Source organism: Streptomyces sp. NPDC047453, assembly GCF_040643155.1.
Classification (GTDB): domain Bacteria; phylum Actinomycetota; class Actinomycetes; order Streptomycetales; family Streptomycetaceae; genus Streptomyces.
In genome coordinates, this window is sequence record NZ_JBEYTS010000063.1 from 20579 (window position 1) to 40061 (window position 19483).

General features: G+C 72.3%; 17 protein-coding genes. 2 read left to right on the forward strand and 15 right to left on the reverse strand.

The genetic code is table 11. The features are described from left to right. Positions 1-25 precede the first annotated feature (25 nt). The 11 genes from ABZ818_RS33530 to ABZ818_RS33580 all read right to left on the reverse strand — a co-directional run bounded on the left by ABZ818_RS33530 (position 26) and on the right by ABZ818_RS33580 (position 13997). The gene (locus ABZ818_RS33530) at positions 26-1672 is read right to left on the reverse strand and encodes an amidohydrolase (protein ID WP_361423131.1); all 1647 of its coding nucleotides are present in this window, start codon (positions 1670-1672) and stop codon (positions 26-28) included. After that, positions 1669-2073, reverse strand: coding sequence for a cupin domain-containing protein (locus ABZ818_RS33535; protein ID WP_361423134.1), 405 nt, complete (start codon positions 2071-2073; stop codon positions 1669-1671). The genes ABZ818_RS33530 and ABZ818_RS33535 overlap by 4 nt, the downstream gene beginning before the upstream one ends. Positions 2074-2087: 14 nt before the next feature. Next, positions 2088-3491, reverse strand: coding sequence for an FAD-binding oxidoreductase (locus tag ABZ818_RS33540; RefSeq protein ID WP_361423137.1), 1404 nt, complete (start codon positions 3489-3491; stop codon positions 2088-2090). Then, complete coding sequence (locus tag ABZ818_RS33545; RefSeq protein ID WP_361423140.1) at positions 3488-4660, reverse strand: ABC transporter ATP-binding protein; 1173 nt, start codon at positions 4658-4660, stop codon at positions 3488-3490. Before ABZ818_RS33545 ends, ABZ818_RS33540 begins: the two co-directional genes overlap by 4 nt. After that, a complete protein-coding gene (locus tag ABZ818_RS33550) occupies positions 4650-5441 on the reverse strand; it encodes an ABC transporter permease (protein WP_361423143.1) in 792 nt (263 codons plus the stop codon). The genes ABZ818_RS33545 and ABZ818_RS33550 overlap by 11 nt, the downstream gene beginning before the upstream one ends. Beyond that, positions 5438-6316, reverse strand: a complete 879-nt coding sequence (locus tag ABZ818_RS33555) for an ABC transporter permease (RefSeq protein ID WP_361423146.1) — start codon at positions 6314-6316, stop codon at positions 5438-5440. Before ABZ818_RS33555 ends, ABZ818_RS33550 begins: the two co-directional genes overlap by 4 nt. Before the next feature lie 3 nt (positions 6317-6319). Further along, the gene (locus ABZ818_RS33560) at positions 6320-7417 is read right to left on the reverse strand and encodes an ABC transporter substrate-binding protein (protein WP_361423149.1); all 1098 of its coding nucleotides are present in this window, start codon (positions 7415-7417) and stop codon (positions 6320-6322) included. A 234-nt stretch (positions 7418-7651) separates the two neighbouring features. Continuing rightward, positions 7652-8254: a cupin domain-containing protein gene (locus tag ABZ818_RS33565; RefSeq protein WP_361423152.1), complete on the reverse strand. Its 603-nt coding sequence runs from the start codon at positions 8252-8254 to the stop codon at positions 7652-7654. Between the two features lie 317 nt (positions 8255-8571). Next, the gene (locus ABZ818_RS33570) at positions 8572-9801 is read right to left on the reverse strand and encodes an arginine deiminase (protein ID WP_361423155.1); all 1230 of its coding nucleotides are present in this window, start codon (positions 9799-9801) and stop codon (positions 8572-8574) included. A 162-nt stretch (positions 9802-9963) separates the two neighbouring features. Next, positions 9964-12516, reverse strand: a complete 2553-nt coding sequence (locus ABZ818_RS33575) for a polynucleotide kinase-phosphatase (protein WP_361423158.1) — start codon at positions 12514-12516, stop codon at positions 9964-9966. After that, positions 12513-13997: a 3' terminal RNA ribose 2'-O-methyltransferase Hen1 gene (locus ABZ818_RS33580; RefSeq protein WP_361423161.1), complete on the reverse strand. Its 1485-nt coding sequence runs from the start codon at positions 13995-13997 to the stop codon at positions 12513-12515. Before ABZ818_RS33580 ends, ABZ818_RS33575 begins: the two co-directional genes overlap by 4 nt. Positions 13998-14277: 280 nt before the next feature. Between ABZ818_RS33580 and ABZ818_RS33585 the strand changes: the two genes are divergently transcribed. Further along, positions 14278-14766, forward strand: a complete 489-nt coding sequence (locus ABZ818_RS33585) for an NUDIX hydrolase (protein ID WP_361423164.1) — start codon at positions 14278-14280, stop codon at positions 14764-14766. A 92-nt stretch (positions 14767-14858) separates the two neighbouring features. Here ABZ818_RS33585 and ABZ818_RS33590 read toward each other — a convergent pair whose 3' ends face one another. From ABZ818_RS33590 to ABZ818_RS33605, 4 genes are all read right to left on the reverse strand, one after another. Beyond that, positions 14859-15782 carry an LLM class F420-dependent oxidoreductase gene (locus tag ABZ818_RS33590; protein ID WP_361423167.1) on the reverse strand — a complete coding sequence of 308 codons (924 nt, stop codon included), beginning with the start codon at positions 15780-15782 and terminating at the stop codon, positions 14859-14861. Between the two features lie 78 nt (positions 15783-15860). Continuing rightward, positions 15861-16331 carry a DUF6099 family protein gene (locus tag ABZ818_RS33595; RefSeq protein ID WP_361423184.1) on the reverse strand — a complete coding sequence of 157 codons (471 nt, stop codon included), beginning with the start codon at positions 16329-16331 and terminating at the stop codon, positions 15861-15863. A gap of 181 nt (positions 16332-16512) precedes the next feature. Further along, positions 16513-16908, reverse strand: coding sequence for a nucleotide pyrophosphohydrolase (locus ABZ818_RS33600; protein WP_361423170.1), 396 nt, complete (start codon positions 16906-16908; stop codon positions 16513-16515). Positions 16909-17018: 110 nt separating this feature from the next. After that, on the reverse strand, positions 17019-17408 hold the full coding sequence (locus ABZ818_RS33605) for a cell division protein SepF (protein WP_361423172.1): 390 nt from the start codon (positions 17406-17408) through the stop codon (positions 17019-17021). Positions 17409-17724: 316 nt separating this feature from the next. On the opposite strand from ABZ818_RS33605, the gene ABZ818_RS33610 reads away from it, so the two are divergent. After that, on the forward strand, positions 17725-19483 hold a 1759-nt coding region (locus tag ABZ818_RS33610; RefSeq protein ID WP_361423175.1), incomplete at its 3' end, for a hypothetical protein.

Sequence of the window (19483 nt, forward strand, 5' to 3'; positions counted from 1 at the left end):
CGACACCCCTGCGCCGCCCGGCCGTTCACTCGGCGTGGACCGTCTCCCCCGCGACCAGGGTGAGTACGGCGCGGGTGCCGGCCACCTCCGCGTCCGGGGCGAAGAGGTCCCGGTCGAGGACGGCGAGGTCGGCGGCCATGTCCTCGCGCAGCAGGCCGACTTCGGCGTCGTTGCCGTTCACCCAGGCCGAGCCGGACGTGTAGGCGCGCAGGATGTCGGTCAGCTCCAGCCGTTCGTGGGGCACGAACGGGCGGTCGGCGCCCGGCCATCCGGTGTGCGCCGAGCCGGGCGGTTCGGTGCGGTGCACGGCGACGTGCATGGCCTGCCACGGGTCGGCCGTGGTGACCGGCCAGTCGCTGCCCCCGGCGAGCCGGGCGCCGCTGTCCAGGAGCCGGCGGAAGGGGTACTGGCGACCGGCTCGCCCCTCGCCCAGCAGCGGGTTGGTCAGCTCGTCGGTCTGCTGATGGTGGGTCGCCCACAGGGACTGGACGTTGGCCGTCACCCCCAGTGCGGCGAAGCGGCCGATGTCCGCGTCGTCGACCAGCTGCACATGGGCGATGTGGTGGCGCCGCTCGCGCGCTCCGTTGGCGGCGGCCGCGGCCTCGACCGCGTCCAGGCACTCGCGCACCGCCCGGTCGCCGATCGCGTGGAAGTGCACCTGGAAGCCGGCGGCGTCCAGGCGGGTCACCGCCTCGGCGAGCAGCGCGGCGGGCACGTTGGAGTGGCCGAGGTTGCCGGTGGCGCACCCGCAGGAGTCCAGGTACGGCTCCAGCAGGGCGCCGGTGCCGTTCTCCAGCACGCCGTCCTGCATCACCTTCACGGCGCCGGCCCGGAAGCGGCGGCCGGGCTCCCCGCGCCGCGCCACCAGGTCGTCGAGCTGCTCCAGGCCGCGGTCGCGGTCCCACCACAGGGCGCCGGTGACCCGGGCCTTCAGCAGTCCCTCCGCGTCGGCCCGCCGGTAGGCGGCGAGCGTGTCGCCGGCCCCGCCGTAGGCGCCGACGATGGCGTCCTGCCAGCCGGTGACGCCGTACCGGAAGAGGTGGGCCTGCGCGTGGCTCAGCGCCGCGAGCTGGTCCTCGACGGTGTCCGGCGGGAGCAGTTGGGCCACCAGGTCCATGGCGCTCTCGTGCAGCACCCCGGTGGGCCGGCCGGCCGCGTCACGCTCGATCCGCCCGGCCGGCGGGTCGGGGGTGGCCGCGTCGATCCCGGCGCGCTCCAGTGCCGCCGAGTTGACCCACGCCGAGTGGTGGTCGGCGTTGGGCAGGAACACCGGCCGGTCCGGTACGGCCGCGTCCAGCGGCTCCCGGGTGGGCCAGCCGCCGGGGAAGCAGTCCATGCTCCAGCCGCCACCGAGGATCCACGGCCGGCCGGGGTGGGCGGCCGCGTACTCCCGGACGGCCGTGAGGCAGCCCTCGGCGTCGGAGGCACCGGTGAGGTCGCAGCGCAGCGCCTCCAGGGCGCCCCAGACCGGGTGGATGTGCGCGTCCTGGAGGCCGGGCACCACGGTCCGGCCGGCCAGGTCGAACGTCTCGGACGCGCGGCCGGCGGCCCGGCGCACCTCGGCGTCGGTGCCGACGGTCGTGATCCGGCCGCCGGCCACGGCGACGGCCGTCGCGTGCGGGCGCCGCGGATCGCCGGTCCACACCCGGCCGCCGTGCAGGACGAGGGTCATGCACCGGCTCCGTGGGTGCGCACCACGTACACCTTGCGGAGGGTCTCGTGGACCTGCCAGGTGCCGCGCCAGCCGGCGGGCATCGCCAGGGTGGCGCCGGGAACCAGCTCGACGGCCTCTCCGCCCTCCGTGTGGACGGTGGCGGAGCCGGTCAGTACCTGGCAGACCTCGTCGTAGCCGTCGCGGGTGGCGGTGAAGCGGCCGGGGTCGCACTCCCAGACGCCGACCTCGACCAGCCCGTCGGGCGACTGCCACAGGGTGAGGGTGGTCTCCTGCTGGCCGGTGGTGCTGGTCGGCTTGGGCGTCGCGGGGGGCAGCTCCGCGCTCACCGCGTCGGCGAGGAAGGCGACGGCGGGGACGAGGGCGGTGGTGACGCCGGTTGCGGCGGTGGCGGTTTCCATGGGGGCTGCTCCCTTCAGCGTCCGCTGATGACGTTGGCGACGCGTGCGATGACGGAGGTGCGCTCAAGACCGGAGTTCTCGTGCCGGTCGGCGGCGCGGTAGGCGACGTAGAGGCTGCGCACGCCCAGCCAGCGCAGCGGCTCCGGCTCCCAGCCGCGCACCTTGCGGCCGACCCAGGGCAGCCGGGTGAGGTCGGTCTCACGCCCGAGGATCAGGTCGCGCAGGGTGCGTCCGGCGAGGTTGGTGGTGGTCACGCCGTGTCCGACGTAGCCGCCGGCCCAGCCGAGGCCGGTGTCCCGGTCCAGGTGGACGGTGGCGCACCAGTCGCGCGGCACGCCCAGTACTCCGGACCAGGTGTGGTCGATCGCGACGCCCTCGGTGGCCGGGAAGTGCTGCCTGAGGATGGCCTGGAGCTGCGTCTGGGTGGCGGCCCGGGTCTCGCCGCGCTGGTCGACGTGGGACCCGAACATGTACGGGATGCCGCGCCCGCCGATGGCGATGCGGCCGTCGGTGGTGCGCTGGATGTAGCAGTACGAGTTGGCCTCGTCCCCGATCAGTTCGGCGCCGCGCCAGCCGATCTCCTCCCACACGGAGGCGGGCAGCGGCTCGGTGACGATCATGCTGCTGTTCATCGGAAGCCAGACCCGGCGGTGGCCGCGCAGCCCGGCGGTGAACCCCTCCAGCGCCCGGATGACGTAGGACGCCCGGACGGTGCCGTGAGTGGTGACCGCCTCGCGCGGGCGGATCTCGGTGACCTCGGTGCCCTCGTAGACGGCGACGCCCATCCGCTCCACCACGTCGGCCAGGCCCCGGACCAGCTTGGCGGGCTGGATGCGGGCGCAGTGCGGGCTCCACTGCGCGTAGCGGGCGCCGGCGATGCGGACCCGCTCGGCGAGCCGGTCCGCGTCGAGTTCGACCAGGTCGTCCTCGCCCCAGCCCTCGGCGCGCAGCGTCGGCAGCCCTTCGCGCAGCCGCCGCTCCTGCGCGGCGTTGGTGGCGACGTGCAGCAGTCCGTCCTTCTGGATGTCGGCCTCGATGCCCTCCTCGGCGGCGGCCCGGATGACCTCGTCGACGGAGGAGAACATCTCCCGCTGCAGGGCGACGGCCGGCTCCCGGCCGTGCGACTCGGCGTAGCGGCGCATCTGGCCGGGCGGCTCGGCGCTGAGCCAGCCGCCGTTGCGGCCGGAGGCGCCGAAGCCGGCGAACTCCTTCTCCAGGACGGCGATCCTGAGGTCGGGCTGAGCCTTCTTGAGGTAGTAGGCGGTCCACAGGGAGGTGTAGCCGCCGCCGACGAGTGCGACGTCGACGTCCAGGTCGCCGGGCAGGGCGGGGCGGCGGGCGGGGACGCCGCTCTCCCGGAACCAGAAGGAGACGTCGCCGTTGACGAAGGTGGGGCTGGTGGCGGGGGTGGTGCTCATCGTCCGCTCTCTTCCGCGACGGCGACCGGGATGCGGTCGCCGGAAGTGGGTGGGTGGGTGGTGCCGGAGGGGTCGTCGAGCAGGACGCCGCGTTCGACGTCCCAGACCACGGTGACCTCGTCGCCGTGGCGGACGCCGGACAGCCGGTCGGCCTGCTCGCGGGCGAGCAGAACGGTGCCGTCGGGCAGGGCGAGTTCGAGCTTGCGGCCGGAGCCCAGGTATATCTCCTGGGTGACACGGGCGGGCAGCGTGTTGACCCCGGGCGCGACGGGCTCGGCGGCCGGCTGCACCCGCAGGTGCTCGGGGCGGACCACGACGGCGGCCGCGCCGCCCTCGGGCAGCCGTCCGGCGACGCGTACGGTGCGGTCGCCGACCCGCAGGCAGGAGTCGTCGCCGTCCGGCTCGACGCGTCCCCGGACGGTGGACGACTCGCCGAGGAACTCGGCGACGAAGAGGCTGCGGGGCCTTTCGTAGAGTTCGCTCGCGGTGCCGACCTGCTGGATGCCCCCGTCGTCGAAGACGGCGATGCGGTCCGACAGGACCAGCGCCTCCTCCTGGTCGTGGGTGACGAAGACGAAGGTGGAGCCGACCTCCTGGTGCACCCGCTTGATCTCCAGCTGGAGGGATTCGCGCAGCTTCTTGTCGAGCGCGCCGAGCGGCTCGTCCATCAGCAGCACGCTCGGCTCGTACACCACGGCCCGGGCCAGGGCGACCCGCTGCTGCTGGCCGCCGGAGAGTTCGCGCGGTCTGCGGTGGCCGTAGCCGCCGAGCCGTACGGTCTGAAGGGCCGCCTCGACCATCTCGGCGCGGCGGGCCTTCGGCACCTTGCGCTGCTTGAGCGGGAAGGCGACGTTCTCCGCGACGGTCATGTGCGGGAAGAGCGCGTAGTGCTGGAAGACCATGCCGATGTCGCGCCGGTGCGGCGGCAGGTCCTGCATCTGCCTGCCGCCGATGGTCAGCGTGCCCGAGGTGGCGGCGGTGAACCCGGCGATGATGTTGAGCGTGGTGGTCTTGCCGGAGCCGCTGGGGCCCAGCAGGGTCATGAACTCGCCCGGTTCGATGACCAGGGAGACGTCGTCGACGGCGACGGAGTCCGCGTACTCCTTGCGCACCTGCGCCAGTTCGATACGGGCTCCGCGCGCCTTGATGAGGCTGGTGTCAGCGGACACGGTTCCTCCTGGCGGTGGCGAAGGTGGCGGCCAGCACGAGCACCGTGGTGAAGACGATGATCAGCGTGGCGGCCGCGGCGATGGTGGGGTCGGTGTCCCGGGTCACGCTGGCGAACATCCTGACCGGCAGGGTCTGCAGGTAGGGGCTCTGGATGAACAGAGAGACCACGACCTCGTCGAAGCTGGTGACGAAGGCGAACAGGGCACCGGAGACGACGCCCGGGGCGATCAGCGGCAGGGTCACCTGCCGGATGGCGCCCCAGCGGGTGGCGCCGCAGATCAGTGCGGCGTCCTCCAGGCGCCGGTCGAAACCGCGCAGGCTCGCCGTCACGGGGATGATCACGAACGGCAGGGCCAGCACGGTGTGGGCGGTGACGAAGCCGAGCAGGGTGCCCAGCAGGTTGTACTGGAGGAAGAGCGCGTACACGCCGATGGCGACCACCACGGTCGGCACGATCATGGGGGCCAGCAGCAGCCCGTACGACGCCTTCACCCAGCGTGAGCCGGACCGGGTGAGCGCGATCGCGGCGGCGGTGCCCAGGACGGTGGCCACCACCGCGACCAGGGCTCCGACCTGGAGCGAGGAGAGCAGCGCCTCGGTCCAGCGGGGGTCGGTGAAGAAGTTGGTGTACCAGCGGGTGGACCAGCCGCTCGGCGGGAACACCAGGGACGCCTTGTCGGTGAAGCTCAGCGGGATCACCACGAGCGTCGGCGCGATGAGCCAGAGGCCCACCAGCGCGCTGAACGCCCACAGCGCGATCCGCGCGGGTGCGGTCCTCATCGGGCACCTCCCCGGTTGCGGGTGAAGCGCAGGACGACGCCGACCAGTCCCAGCAGGACCAGCGTCACCGCCAGCAGCACCACGCCCATCGCTCCGCCGCGGCCCCATGCGAGCAGCCCGTTGACCTGGGTGAAGATCTGCTGCGAGATCAGCGCCTGGTCGGGCGAGCCCAGCAGTGCCGGGGTGACGTAGAAGCCGAGCGAGGTGATGAACACGGTCAGCGCGCCGGCCCCGACCCCGGGCAGCGACAGCGGCACGAAGACCCGCAGGAACGCGGTGGCCGGGCGCGCCCCCATGCCCTGCGCGGCGTCGAGGAGCCGACGGTCGATGCCGCTCATCACCGCGTACAGCGGCAGCACCATGAACGGCATCAGCACCTGCGACATGCCGATCACCACCCCGGTGGGGGTGCGGATGAGCTGGAGCGGGCCAAGACCCACGGTGCCGAGGACCTGGTTGACCACGCCGCTGTCCTGGAGCAGCACCACCCAGGCGAAGGTGCGCACCATCAGGCTGGTCCAGAACGGCAGCAGCACCAGCAGGGTGAGCCAGATCCGCGCCCGGGCGCCGACCACGGTCATCAGGTAGGCGTACGGGTAGGAGAGCACCAGCGTCACCAGGGTGACGACGGCGCCGACGGCCAGCGTGCGCACCAGCGTGGCGAGGGCGACGTCGCTGGTGAAGAACCAGGAGTAGTTGCCCGCGCCGGGTGCGGGCTCGCTGACGCTGCGCCAGGCCATCAGGCCCAGCGGCACCAGGAAGAGCACGGCCAGCAGGACCAGCGCGGGCAGCAGCAGCCATCCCCACCGGCCGCCGGCGCCCTTGCGGGGCCGGCCGCCGGTGGCCGGGGAGGCGATCTCGATCAGGGCCGTCATGGGTTACCGCGCCAGCCAGTCGGACCACTTCGGGATGACCTGCTCCTGGTTCTCGGCCCACCAGGCGTTGTCGAGCTTGAGGGCCTGCGCCTGGCGCTCGGGGGTGGAGGTGAGGTATTCCGCCGCGGTCGCGTCGACCTTGGGCTTGGCGTCGGAGTTGACCGGCGAGTACGAGGTCAGCTCGGTGAGCCTGGCCTGCTGGTCGGCGCCCAGGTAGTAGTTGATCAGCGCCATGGCGGCCTTGGGGTTCCTCGCGCCCTTGGGCACGGCGAGCGAGTCCGCGACCGGCATGAACTGGTTCCACTGCGGAGCGAACTTGGCGCCGTTCTTCACGGCCGAGTAGGCGCGGCCGGTCCACACCATCGCCATCGAGACCTCACCCGACTCCAGGAGCTGCTGGGAGCGGGCGCCGGTGTCCCAGAAGACCAGCGAGGAACGCACGCTGGTGAGCTTCTTCAGGGCCCGGTCGACATCGAGCGGGAAGAGCTTGTCGGGGGCGACCCCGTCCGCGATCAACGCCGCCTCCAGCGGGCCGGGGGCCGCGTCCGAGGGCACGCCGGGGATGGCGCGCTTGCCGGGGAACCTGGCGGTGTCGAAGAAGTCCGCCCAGCCCTTCGGCGGGTTGTCGCCGAACTTGGACTTGTCGTACATCAAGACCATGCCGTACGTCATGGCCGGCACCGAGCACTTGCCCACCATCTCCTTGGGCAGCTTCGAGGTGTCGACGACGGCGCTGTCGAGCGGCATCAGGAGCTTGCCGCACTGGCGTTCGGCCCAGATGGAGTCGGTGTCCACCACGTCCCAGGTGACGTTCTTGGCGTCGACCTGTGCCTTGAGCTTGGTGTAGTCGGTGGGTCCGTCGGAGAGCATCCGCGCGCCGGAGTCCGTGGCGAACGGCTTGACCGCGGCCGACTCCTGACCGTCCTGGTAAATGCCGCCGTAGGAGGCGAAGGTGAGGGTGACGCCGTCGAGCGCGCCCTTCTTCACCTGGCCGGCCGCGGCCGGTCCGGGGCCGAGGTCGACGTCGGCGGCGGCCGGGCCGGTACCGGCGCAGCCGGTGAGGGTCAGCAGCAGGGCGCCGGCGGCAGCGGCACACCCCATGATTTTACGTGATATTCCGGGCATGACTGTCTCCAAGAAGGACGGCGAAGACACAAGGGAACCGAGGGGGCACGGCGCGGAGGCGCACGGCGGTGAGCCCGCGCGGACAGGGCGCGGCGGTGCGCCGCGCGGCGGAGGCACGGTGAGGAGGGTGCGACCGCGCCGCGGGCAGGAGTGGGGAGGGATTGCGGAGGGTGAGGGGTACGGGCGATGAGGGGTGCGGGTGGGGCGGGGTCAGTCCGGGGTTGGCGGACTGATGATCCAGAGGATCTCGGCGGGCTCTTCGTGGCGGTTGACCACGCGGTGCGGCACCGAGGAGCGGTATTCGATGCTGTCGCCGGCCTCCAGATCGTGGGCCCGGCCGTCGAGTTCGATCCGTACCGCGCCGTTGATCACCAGGAGGATCTCCTGGGAGTCGCCATGGGTGTAGGCGTCGTCACCGGTGGAGGCCCCCGGGTCGAACTCGCCCGCGTACACCTCCAGATGACTGAGCGGGCGCTGTGAGATGAGGAATTTTCGACTGCCCGGAGCGGTGTGCAGCATCGGCCGGTCGGCCCGCCGCACCGCTCTCGGACCGGGCCGGCCGTCCTGGTCGAACAGGTCGGCCACGGTCAGACCGAGCGCCACGGCGATCCGCCGCAGCATGCCGATGGAGCAGTTCACCTGCCCGCGTTCCAGCTGGCTGAGGAACCCGGGGCTGGCCTGCGCCGCCTCCCCCAGGGCGCGCAGCGACATCCGCCGCATCATCCGGTACTCCCGGATGCGGTCCCCCAGTGCCGCGTCGGCGGCACCGTCGGTGGCACCACCGGAGGGGTCCGGCAACGAACGATCAGTCATGAGTGAACACCTGATACGTCTTCAGCGAACACTTTGTTCGCTGGGGTGATACGGACCGTACGCCGAGGTGATCCGCGAGACAAGCCCCTCCCCACGCCGTCACCGGAACGTGATCACCCGCACCCGGCTAGGGTCTTTCGTTTGGATCAGGCCGGATCAGGGAGCGGGGTCTGGTGCCGTGCATCGCAAGGCGGAGGAGGGCGGCAGGGCGGAGCCCTGCCGACCGACGACAACGCGGCTGGGGGTACCCCCTGCTCGAAGAGCTTGGGGGAGCGGTGCCAGGGCCCGCGAGCCCGGCATGATCAAAACGAGAGGCCCTAGCCTTCCACGGCTTCCCGCTCGACCGGGCAGCTCATGCAGCGCGGGCCGCCCCGGCCCCGGCCCAGTTCGCTGCCGGGGATCTCGATGACCTCGATGCCCTGCTTGCGCAGATGGGTGTTGGTGGTGACGTTGCGCTCGTAGGCGACGACGACGCCGGGTTCGACGGCGAGGACGTTGCAGCCGTCGTCCCACTGCTCGCGCTCGGCCGCGTGCACGTCCTGGGTGGCGGTCAGGACCCGGATCTCACTCAGCCCCAGCGCGGCGGCGATCGCGCGGTGCATATGCTCCGCCGGATGGTCGGTGACCTTCAACTCCTTGTCCTCGGAGCCCGGTTCGATGGTGTACGAGCGGAGCATGCCGAGCCCGGCGTACTGGGTGAAGGTGTCGCCGTCGATCATGGTCATCACGGTGTCGAGGTGCATCACGGCCCGCCGCTTGGGCATGTCGAGTGCGACGATCGTCCGGGCCGATCCGGCGGCGAACAGCTTGTGTGCGAGCATCTCGACGGCCTGGGGCGTGGTCCGCTCGCTCATGCCGATGAGCACGGCGCCGTTGCCGATCACGAGCACGTCTCCGCCCTCGATGGTGGACGGGTAGTCGGCCTGCCCCTCGGACCACAGATGGAACGCCTCGCCCCGGAACAGGGGGTGGTAGCGGTAGATCGCCTCGAAGTGGACGGTCTCGCGCTGCCGGGCGGGCCAGCGCATGGCGTTGATCGACACGCCGTCGTAGATCCAGGCGGAGGTGTCGCGGGTGAAGAGGTGGTTGGGCAGCGGGCCGAGCAGGAAGTCGTCCAGTTCCATGGCGTGGAAGCGCACGGACGTCGGCTCCTCGTGGGCGGCCAGGAACTCCCGCTTGGTCATGCCGCCGACGAGCACCTCGACCAGATCGGCGGCGGGCAGGGTCTCGAAGGCGGCCCGCAGATGATCGGTGGCGAGCGGCCCGTACTCCTTCTCGTCGAAGACGCGGTCCAGGACGAGCGAGCGGGCCGAGGGGACCTCCATCGCCTCGGTCAGCAGATCGCCGAAGAGGTGCACGGCGACCCCGCGGTCGCGCAGCACGTCGGCGAACCCGTCGTGCTCGGCACGCGCCCGGCGCACCCACAGCACATCGTCGAAGAGGAGGGCGTCCTTGTTGCTGGGGGTGAGCCTTTTGAGCTCGAGATCGGGCCGGTGCAGGATGACGCGGCGCAGCCGCCCGGCCTCGGAGTCGACATGGAATCCCATGCCTCCATCCTGGCCAACGGCGGCCGGTTTCACCCTCCGCGCACCTGTTTTACGGCCGCCTTTTTTCGTCACATTGACGAGAGGAAGGAGCCCCTACGGCACTCGGGGACGGGACCGTCGGGGCCCGGGAGCGATCCCCCGGGCCCCGACGGAAGGCCCCCGTCACAGCCGGGGGTCCACCGGCTCCGACTCCAGCGCCAGCACGCCGAACACCGCCTCGTGCACCCGCCACAGCGGTTCGCCGTCGGCCAGGCGGTCCAGGGCCTCCAGACCGAGGGCGTACTCGCGGATCGCGAGGGAGCGCTTGTGGTTGAGGAAGCGCCCACGCAGGCGGGCGAGGTTGTCCGGACGGGTGTACTCGGGACCGTAGATGATCCGCAGGTACTCCCGGCCCCGGCACTTGATGCCGGGCTGCACCAGACGTCCCTCCCTGCCGCGCACCAGAGCGCCCAGCGGCTTGACGACCATGCCCTCGCCGCCGCGGCCCGTCATCTCCAGCCACCAGTCGACGCCCGCCCGCACCGACTCCGGGTCGGCCACGTCGACGTACAGCCGGCGGGTGGTCTGCAGCAGACCGGTGGCGTCGTGCTTCACGAGCCGGTCGATCAGCGCCAGTTGCCCGTCGTGCGGCAGTCCGGCCAGGCTGCGGCCCCGCGCGGCGAGGATCTGGAACGGTGCCAGACGGACGCCGTCCAGGCCGTCGGTCGGCCAGCAGTAGCGGCGGTAGGCGGCCGTGAACGCGGCCGCGTCGGCGGCCCGTTCCCGCTGACGGCCCAGCAGGTCCGACACGTCGACACCGCGCGCCGCGGCGCCCTCCAGGGCGGACAGCGCGTCCGGGAACACCGCGCCGGAGGCCGCGCCGACCGCCGCGTACTGCGAACGCAGCAGCCCGGAGGCCTTCAGCGACCACGGCATCAACTCGCAGTCGAGCAGCAGCCAGTCGGTGTCGAGGTCCGCCCACAGGCCCGCCTCGGTGACCGCCGTGCGCAGCCGGCCGAGTATCTCCTCGGTGACCGACGGGTCGTCGAAGAAGGGGCGGCCGGTGCGGGTGTAGAGCGAACCGGTCGGGCCGTCCACTCCGAACCGCCGACGCGCCGCCTCCGCGTCCCGGCAGACCAGGGCCACCGCCCGCGAGCCCATGTGCTTCTCCTCGCACACGACCCGGTCCACCCTGTCCTCCCGGTACTGGGCGAACGCCTCCTCCGGGTGCTCCAAGTAGCCGTCAACCCTCGAAGTCGCCGTCGGCGCCATGGTGGGCGGCAGGTACGGAAGCAGCCGCGGGTCGACGGCGAAGCGACTCATGACCTCCAGGGCCGCCGCCGCGTTCTCCTCGCGCACCGCGACCCGGCCGGTGTGCCGGGTCTCCACGGCCCGGCGGCCGTGCACGTCACCGAGGTCCAGCGGACGGCCGTCGTGCCCGCCGGGTGCCTCGGTGCGCAGCGGCCTGGCCGGCTCGTACCAGACCCGCTCGGCCGGTACGTCGACCAGCTCCCGCTCCGGCCAGCGCAGCGCGGTCAGCTTGCCGCCGAACACCGCGCCGGTGTCCAGGCAGATGGTGTTGTTCAGCCAGGTGGCCTCCGGGACCGGGGTGTGGCCGTAGACCACGGCCGCCCGGCCGCGGTAGTCCTCCGCCCACGGGTAGCGGACCGGCAGGCCGAACTCGTCCGTCTCCCCGGTGGTGTCGCCGTACAGCGCGTGCGAGCGCACCCGGCCCGAGGTGCGGCCGTGGTACTTCTCCGGCAGACCGGCGTGGCTGACCACCAGCCGCCCGCCGTCGAGGACGTAGTGGCTGACCAGGCCGTCGATGAACTCCCGTACCCGTGCCTTGAACTCCTCGCTCTCCCCCTCCATCTGCGCGATGGTCTCGGCGAGTCCGTGGGTGGGCTGGACCTTGCGGCCCTTGAGGTGGCGCCCGTACTTGTTCTCGTGGTTGCCCGGCACGCACAGCGCGTTGCCCGCCTCGGTCATGGACATCACCCGGCGCAGCACACCCGGGCTGTCCGGGCCGCGGTCGACCAGGTCGCCGACGAAGACCGCGGTACGGCCCTCGGGGTGCGCCCCGCCGGCGTAGCCCAACTTGGTGAGCAGCGACTCCAGTTCGGCGGAGCAGCCGTGGATGTCGCCGATGATGTCGAACGGGCCGGTGAGGTGGGTGAGGTCGTTGAAGCGCTTCTCGGTGACGACCGACGCGTTCTCGACCTCGTCGACTCCGCGCAGCACGTGCACCTTGCGGAAGCCCTCCCGCTCCAGGTGCCGCAGTGAGCGCCTCAGTTCGCGGGTGTGCCGCCGGATCACCCGGCGCGGCATGTCGGACCGGTCGGTGCGGGCCGCGTTGCGCTCGGCGCACACCTCCTCCGGTACGTCGAGCACGATGGCGATGGGCAGCACGTCGTGGCTCTTCGCCAGGTCGATCAACTGGCGCCGCGCGTCCTGCTGCACGCTGGTGGCGTCGACGACGGTACGGCGGCCGGCCGCCAGGCGCTTGCCGGCGATGTAGTGCAGCACGTCGAAGGCGTCGCGGGTGGCGCCCTGGTCGTTCTCGTCGTCGGAGACCAGGCCGCGGCAGAAGTCCGAGGAGAGGACCTCGGTGGGCTTGAAGTGGCGCCGGGCGAAGGTGGACTTGCCCGAGCCGGAGGCGCCGACGAGGACGACGAGGGAGAGGTCGGTCACGGGCAGGACGCGCCCTCGTGGTGTGGGGGTCCGTGTCTCGGTCATGCCGCCTTCGCCTCCTTCTCGTTGTCTCTGCTGTCCTTGGTGGTCCCGAGGGTGAACACGGCCATCTGGGTGGGCGGTCCGACCTCGGGGTCGTCGGGGCCGATGGGACGGAACTCGACGTCGTAGCCGTGGCGTTCGGCCACGGTGTGCGCCCACTGGCCGAACTCCTCGCGGGTCCACTCGAAGCGGTGGTCGCCGTGCCGGGCGTGCCCGGCGGGGAGGGTCTCCCAGCGGACGTTGTACTCGACGTTCGGGGTGGTCACGAGGACGGTGCGGGGGCGGGCAGCGCCGAACACCGCGTACTCCAGGGCGGGCAGCCGGGGCAGGTCGAGGTGCTCGATCACCTCGCTGAGCACGGCGGCGTCGTAGCCCTTGAGCCGCTTGTCGGTGTAGACGAGCGAGCCCTGCCGGAGCGTGACGCGGGCGGCCTGCCGCTCCCCCATCCGGTCCAGCTTCAGCCGCCGGGCGGCGATGGTGAGGGCCCGTACCGACACGTCGACGCCGACGATCTCGGTGAACCGCGCGTCCCGCAGCAGCGCCTGCACCAACTGGCCCTGCCCGCAGCCGAGGTCGAGGACCCGGGCGGCACCGCTCTCGTGCAGCGCCGCGACGATCGCGTCCCGCCGCCGCACGGCCAGCGGCGTCGGCCTCTCCTCGGTCTCGGTCTCCGACGCCACGGCGTTGTCGAGCTCATCGACCCCGCTGTCGTCGGCCTCGGCCAGCCGCACCAGCTCCAGTCGCTCCATCGCCTCCCGGGTCAGCGACCAGCGGCGCGAGAGGTAGCGACTGGTGATCAGCTTCTGCTCCGGGTGGTCGGACAGCCAGCCCTCGCCCGCCCGGAGCAGCTTGTCGACCTCGTCGGGGGCGACCCAGTAGTGCTTGGCGTCGTCGAGGACGGGGAGCAGGACGTAGAGGTGACGCAGGGCCTGGGCAAGGGTCACCGCCTCCGACTCCAGGACGAGCCGCACGTAGCGCGAGTCGCCCCACTCGGGGAACTCCGCGTCCAGCGCGACCGGTTCGGCGGTGACCGTCCAGCCGAGCGGTTCGAACAGGCGCTGTACGAGGGCGGGGCCGCCGCGGGCCGGAAGCGCCGGTACCTCGATGCGCAACGGGCGTGACTGGGCCGGGAGTTCGGGCCGTGCGTGGCACACCCCGCGCAGGGCGCTGGAGAACACGGCGCTCAACGCCACGGCGAGCAGTGAAGAGGCCGCGTAGGGACGGTCGTTGACGTACTGCGCGAGCGCCGCGTCGGGGGCGCCGCCGCGTCCCTTGCCCTTGCCCCGCCGGACCAGGGCCACCGTGTCGACCTCCAGCAGCAGCGCCGCCGTGCAGCGCTGATCGTCCGCCTCGGGGTAGAGGACGTGCGCGGTGCCGTAGGAGGTGGAGAACGCCTGGGACTTGCCCGGGTGCTTGTGCAGCAGGAAACCCAGGTCGGTCGCGGGGTGTTCGGGCGTGCCGGTGGTGGTGACGGTCAGGAACACGCGGAGGGCCTCTCCGGCTGGATGGACGGCTGCGGTGCCGTGTACGCCAAAGCCCCCGAGGACGGTGATCCCGGGGGCCCGGCAGGACGACCCACTCACCTTCGCACAGGGGCCCGGACCTGTGCCTTCCAATATTCACCGCCCACTTCCCCACGACCGTCGCATCGTTGTCGGGAACAGGAGAAGAGGCGAGACAGCCGGCACCGGCTCGGCCGGGCCGAGTCCGTGCCGTGGGGGTGCCGGTGCCAGACCGTCCGGGAGGCGATCAGTGGTGGAGTGGATGCCCCGCGAGGAATGGGTGAGGACGCAGCCGCAGGCGCTCCTCGCCGCGTGTGTGGTGGTGCTGGACGGCGACGGCCGCGTCCTGCTCCTGCGCTACGGCTCCGGTCAGCCGGGGGCCGGCAGTTGGTGGCTGCCCGGCGGGATGCTGGACCACGGCGAGGATCCCTGGGCGGCGGCCCGGCGGGAGATGCGCGAGGAGACGGGCATCGAACTCGGGCCCGTGCCCCGGCTGATCGGCGTGGACCATCGTGTGGACGTGCTGGGCACCGGCCCGGTCCTGGACTGCTTCTTCTACGGCGGCACGCTCCCCGACGGCGCGCACACGGCCGTTCGGCTCAGCGCCGAGCACGACCGGCACGGCTGGTTCGCCCCTGCCGATCTGCCCGGCGCAGGGCTCGCCGCCGGTGCGCGGACCCTCACCGCGCTGCACGAGGCGGCGCTGAGCGCCTCGGTGGTGTGCCTGCGGGAGGGCGAGCCGTGGGCGTGACACGCGGCCCGCCCGCGCCTGCGGCCCGCCCGACCTCTAGTGCCCCGACAGGCAACGTTCGCCCCGTCGCGCAAACGTTGCCTGCCGCGGCACTAGGAGAGCTGCGACTGCACCTGGGTGGAGATCAGTTCCAGGTGGTCCAGGTCGGACAGGTCGAGGATCTGGAGGTAGATCCGGCCGGCGCCGGCCCCGGCGTAGCGGCCGATCTTGTCGACGACCTCGGCCGGGGAGCCGGCCAGGCCGTTGGCCTTCAGTTCGCCGACCTCACGGCCGATCGCGGCGGCCCGGCGGGCGACCTCCTGATCGTCCCGGCCGACGCAGACGACGAGGGCGTTGGAGTACGTCAGGTCGTCGGGGCGCCGGCCGGCCGCCTCCGCGGCGGCCCGGACCCGGCCGATCTGCCGCGCGCTGTCCTCGACGGAGGCGAACGGGACGTTGAACTCGTCGGCGTACTGGGCGGCGAGGCGCGGCGTGCGGGTCGCCCCGAGCCCGCCGACGAGCACCGGGATCTTCGCCTGTGCGGGCTTCGGCAGCGCGGGCGACCCGGTGAGCTCGTAGTACGTCCCGCGGAAGTCGAAGGTCTTGCCGGCCTCCGTCGCCCACATCCCCGTGACGATGGCCAGCTGCTCCTCCAGGCGGCCGAACTTCTCCTTCGGGAAGGGGATGCCGTACGCCTTGTGCTCCTCCGCGAACCAGCCCGCTCCTAGGCCCAGTTCGACCCGGCCGCCGGACATCCGGTCCACCTGGGCGACCTGGACGGCGAGCACGCCTGGCAGCCGGAAGGTGGCGGCCGTCATCAGCGTGCCGAGCCGGATGCGCTTGGTCTCGCGGGCGAGTCCGGCCAGCGTGATCCAGGCGTCGGTGGGTCCCGGCAGGCCGTCCACATCACCCATGTGGAGGAAATGGTCGGAGCGGAAGAAGGCGTCGAACCCCAGGTCCTCGGTGGCCTTCGCCACGGTGAGCAAGGTGTCGTAGGTCGCCCCCTGCTGGGGCTCGGTGAAGATGCGAAGATCCATGCCCTCCATCCTGCACGGCGGCGGGCCCACCGGCGCACGGGCCTCACCGGGGCCCGCCGCCCTCCGCCCCCGGCCGGGTCAAATCGCCTCCCGCTCCGGCGGCGCCTCCTCCCGCGCGGCCAGTTTCCGCACCATCTCGCGGACCCGGTCCCGGGCCTCGTCCGCCGCGTCGATCGCCTCCATGCACTGCCAGTACGTGGCCTCGTCGGCGGCCGAGCTCGCGACACCGACGAGCGCGATGCCGGCGTCGCCGAGCAGGGCGTCCAGGCACAGCAACGCCTGCCGGGCGTCGTCCAGTTCGGTGAGCCGGGCCGCCCGTAAGTCCTCCGGATCGAGGTCCGGTGTGTCGAGGACCCCGCAGCCCCGGCCCGCCAGTTCGGTCAACCCCAGTGCCTCACCCCGTAGTTCGGGTGGCCCGGAGACGGCGAGGCGGCTGCCGATCGCCTGCGCCAGGGCCTGCGCCTGCCACACCTCGGTCAGGATGGCTGGGGCCTCGCCGCTCCCCGCCAGGGCACGCCTGCTCGCCAGGATGAGCCGCATCGCGTCCATGCGCTGCCCCTGTCTGTCCCGACGTGCTGTTCGCACGTCCGCCCGAACTCCCTTGTTCACTACCCAGAGTGAAGGCGCCTGGGGCGAAACGCCAGAGGAAGACGGAAATCTGCGGACAACAAATCGGTTTCGGTCGGGTGAACGATTTCGGAGAGTGACAACGGAGGAGGGGCTTCCCCTTTCACTCCCCCGCTTCGCCCGGCTCCGCCGAGTCCCGCGATCCCCCGGGTTCCCCTGAATCCCCCGGCACCGGAAACCGCCGCTCGTTCCGGTCGATCTTCGCCGCCAGCGCCGCCAGCGGATCGACGCCGAGCACCTCGCACAGTTGCAGCAGATACGCGAGGACGTCCGCGACCTCGTCGCGTACACGGTGCGCGGTCTCGGGGTTCGCCATCACGCCGGCCGACTCCTCCGGGGTCAGCCACTGGAAGATCTCGACCAGTTCTGAGGCCTCCACGCTGAGCGCGGCGACCAGGTTCTTCGGCGTGTGGTACGGCTGCCAGTCGCGCGCCGCGGCGAACTCCGCCAACCGCCGCTGCAACCCGGCCAGATCCGGATGCTCGGATTCCTCAGTCACGCCACCAGGTCTACCACCCGCGGCGCCGCCACCGGCGCGGCCCCCGGCTCACGGCGCGACCCGCGGGCACACGGGCTCACGGGCTCACGGCACGGGCACGGCCCCCGGGGTCACCCGCCCGGAACCGCCGCGCCCGGCATGAGTCCGCTCACCTCGGTGCCGGGCGGCGTGAGCAGGAACACGTTGCGGTCGACGCGGTGCATCCCGCTGCCCAGTCCGAAGACGACGCCGGTGCTGAAGTCCAGGACCCGCTTGGCCACCTCGCCCTCGGCGCCGGTCAGGTCGAGGAGGACCGGAATGCCCGCCATCAGGGTCTCGGCGACGTCACGGGCGTCCGCGAAGACATTGACCCGCAGGACGACGAAGCGGCGGCGCGCCTCCGTCGTCGCCTCCGGGGGCACACGGTGGTTCACCGCGGACGGCCAGGCGTCGCGGCCGCGCAGCGGAACGACCTGGGCAAGGCCCTCCCACTGCTCATCGGTGACGTCGTAACTGTTCACCGGCTCCCCCTGCCCTGACTCGCTTCCCTCACCTGCACCAGCCAATTCTTACGCGACGTCACCCTTTCGGCCCAACAGCGACACGGTGCGCGACCGGAGGTCGCGAGACTTTCCGAAAGAGACATCATCTCAACACATATGGATCGGCCATGACGCGCGGGATGACCGGTTCCTGCCCGAAAGAGGCTTCTTACCGCGCTCACACCGGACTCTTCACCTCCCGCCGCACTCCGCTCACCGGATCCGATTAGGTTCGCGTGTCGTGCACTTGGCAGAACAGCAGCTGGTGGCACCCGGTCGGCGGACACTGTCGGCGGTGTCCGCCCCGGAACCGCCGGCACAGTGGCATCGCGTCCTGACGCTACTGACCGTCGTCAGTCTCTTCATCGGTACCCGGGCGGTGTGGACGCAGGCCGCGTCCCGCCTGCTCCCCGTCGCCGGCGTCATCTGCCTGTGCTACGCCTCGATCCTGGTCTGCGCGGTGCTGACCCTGGTGGTCCGCCGCACGAGATCCCTGGCCCGCGTGGACCTGTGCGTGCTGTTGACCGCCGTGACGCTCACCCTGTGCACGTGGGTCATGAACCACGCGGGCCGCGACGAAGCCGTCCTCACCGCGCAGGCGGCGAGGGAACTGGTCGCGGGGCACACGGTGTACGGGCAGCCGTGGCCCTGGCTCTTCCACGGCGCCGTGTCGCTCACGCCCACCGTGGACGGCGGCTACGACTACACCTACGGCTACCCCCCGCTGGCGGTGCTGCTGACCGCGCCCCTGCTGTGGCTCGGGCACGACGGCGCCCCCGCGACGGCGGTGAGCACGGGCGCGCTGATCGTCGGCACGGTCGTCCTGTGGCGGATGCTGCCACCGCGGTGGCGTTCGGCGGCCACCATGGTGTGCCTGGGCTTCGGCCTCCTGCCGTCCTACGGGCGCCTCGGCTATCCGGCGGTCCTCGCCCTGGCGCTGCTGATCCCGGTGGTGGTGCGCTGGCCGCGGATCGGGCAGGGAGGACGGCTCGGCGCGGCCGGACTGGCCAGGGCCGCGTGCCTGGGCGCGGCGTGCGCGGCGCAGCAACTCCCGTGGTTCGTGACGCCGTTCCTGCTGGCCGGGATCTACGCGGTGCGCCGCGGCGAACTGGGCCACCGGCAGGCCCTGTCGGTGGTGCTCCGGCTGCTCGGGGCCGCCCTCACCGCATGGCTGCTGATCAACACGTACTTCATCGCGAGCGAACCGGGCGAGTGGCTGCGCGGCATCGCGCTGCCGCTGACCCAGGGCGCGGTGCTGCACGGACAGGGCCTGGTGGACGTGTCGCTGTACTTCACCGACGGCAGCGACCGCCTGGACTGGTACTCGCATGCCAGTGCGCTTCTCGCCGCGGCCCTGCTGGCCGTGTTCGTCCTCTTCGTGCGGCGGCTGGGCCCGGCGGCGACCGTCCTGCCCTGGTGCGCCTTCTTCCTGGCGACGCGCTCCCAGGACGGCTACTACCTGATGATGACCCCGCTGTGGCTCGCGGCCGCCGTCACCGCGCCGGCCTCCGAGTTCGCGCGGGCCTGGCGGCCCCGGCCGCGCCCGCTGTCGGGGCCGCACCGGCGCCCGGCCCGGATCGCGGCGGTCGGGCTCCTGATCCTCCCCGCGCTGGTCAGCGCGACCGTGGCGGTGACGGGCAGGCCACCCCTGGCCATGCGGGTCACGGCCGTGCAGCGGTCATCCGCCAAGCACGTCTCCCGGCTGACCCTCCAGCTCGCCAACACCGGCGACGACCCCCTCACGCCCCACTTCATCCTCACCACGGGGAAGGGCATGGGCAGGTTCTGGTCGCTGGCGAAAGGCCCGGCCACGATCCCCGGGCACTCCAACGCCCGCGTCGAACTGCGGGCGCCCCGCGGGGGGTACCCCGTCCCCGGGCCCCATGTCCGCATCCGCCTGCGCGCGTTCACGGCCACCCCGCAGACGCTGTCGAGCCAGGACGTCTCGCTGACGGCGCCGAAGAAGGGGGGAGCGCGCGGAGGCCCGCTTCCGGTGGCCCCCGCGCGCGCTCGCGCCGGCCGCGAACCGCCGGTGGCGCGGCGGCCGTGGTCCG

Bases quoted from the DNA above. Each gene is read 5' to 3' on its own strand.
- ABZ818_RS33560 (WP_361423149.1), bottom strand. From the start codon at position 7,417: ATGGGGTGTGCCGCTGCCGCCGGCGCCCTGCTGCTGACCCTCACCGGC.
- ABZ818_RS33595 (WP_361423184.1), bottom strand. From the start codon at position 16,331: ATGGACGCGATGCGGCTCATCCTGGCGAGCAGGCGTGCCCTGGCGGGG.
- ABZ818_RS33570 (WP_361423155.1), bottom strand. From the start codon at position 9,801: ATGGGATTCCATGTCGACTCCGAGGCCGGGCGGCTGCGCCGCGTCATC.
- ABZ818_RS33585 (WP_361423164.1), top strand. From the start codon at position 14,278: ATGCCCCGCGAGGAATGGGTGAGGACGCAGCCGCAGGCGCTCCTCGCC.
- ABZ818_RS33555 (WP_361423146.1), bottom strand. From the start codon at position 6,316: ATGACGGCCCTGATCGAGATCGCCTCCCCGGCCACCGGCGGCCGGCCC.
- ABZ818_RS33550 (WP_361423143.1), bottom strand. From the start codon at position 5,441: ATGAGGACCGCACCCGCGCGGATCGCGCTGTGGGCGTTCAGCGCGCTG.
- ABZ818_RS33530 (WP_361423131.1), bottom strand. From the start codon at position 1,672: ATGACCCTCGTCCTGCACGGCGGCCGGGTGTGGACCGGCGATCCGCGG.
- ABZ818_RS33575 (WP_361423158.1), bottom strand. From the start codon at position 12,516: ATGACCGAGACACGGACCCCCACACCACGAGGGCGCGTCCTGCCCGTG.
- ABZ818_RS33535 (WP_361423134.1), bottom strand. From the start codon at position 2,073: ATGGAAACCGCCACCGCCGCAACCGGCGTCACCACCGCCCTCGTCCCC.
- ABZ818_RS33565 (WP_361423152.1), bottom strand. From the start codon at position 8,254: ATGACTGATCGTTCGTTGCCGGACCCCTCCGGTGGTGCCACCGACGGT.
- ABZ818_RS33540 (WP_361423137.1), bottom strand. From the start codon at position 3,491: ATGAGCACCACCCCCGCCACCAGCCCCACCTTCGTCAACGGCGACGTC.
- ABZ818_RS33590 (WP_361423167.1), bottom strand. From the start codon at position 15,782: ATGGATCTTCGCATCTTCACCGAGCCCCAGCAGGGGGCGACCTACGAC.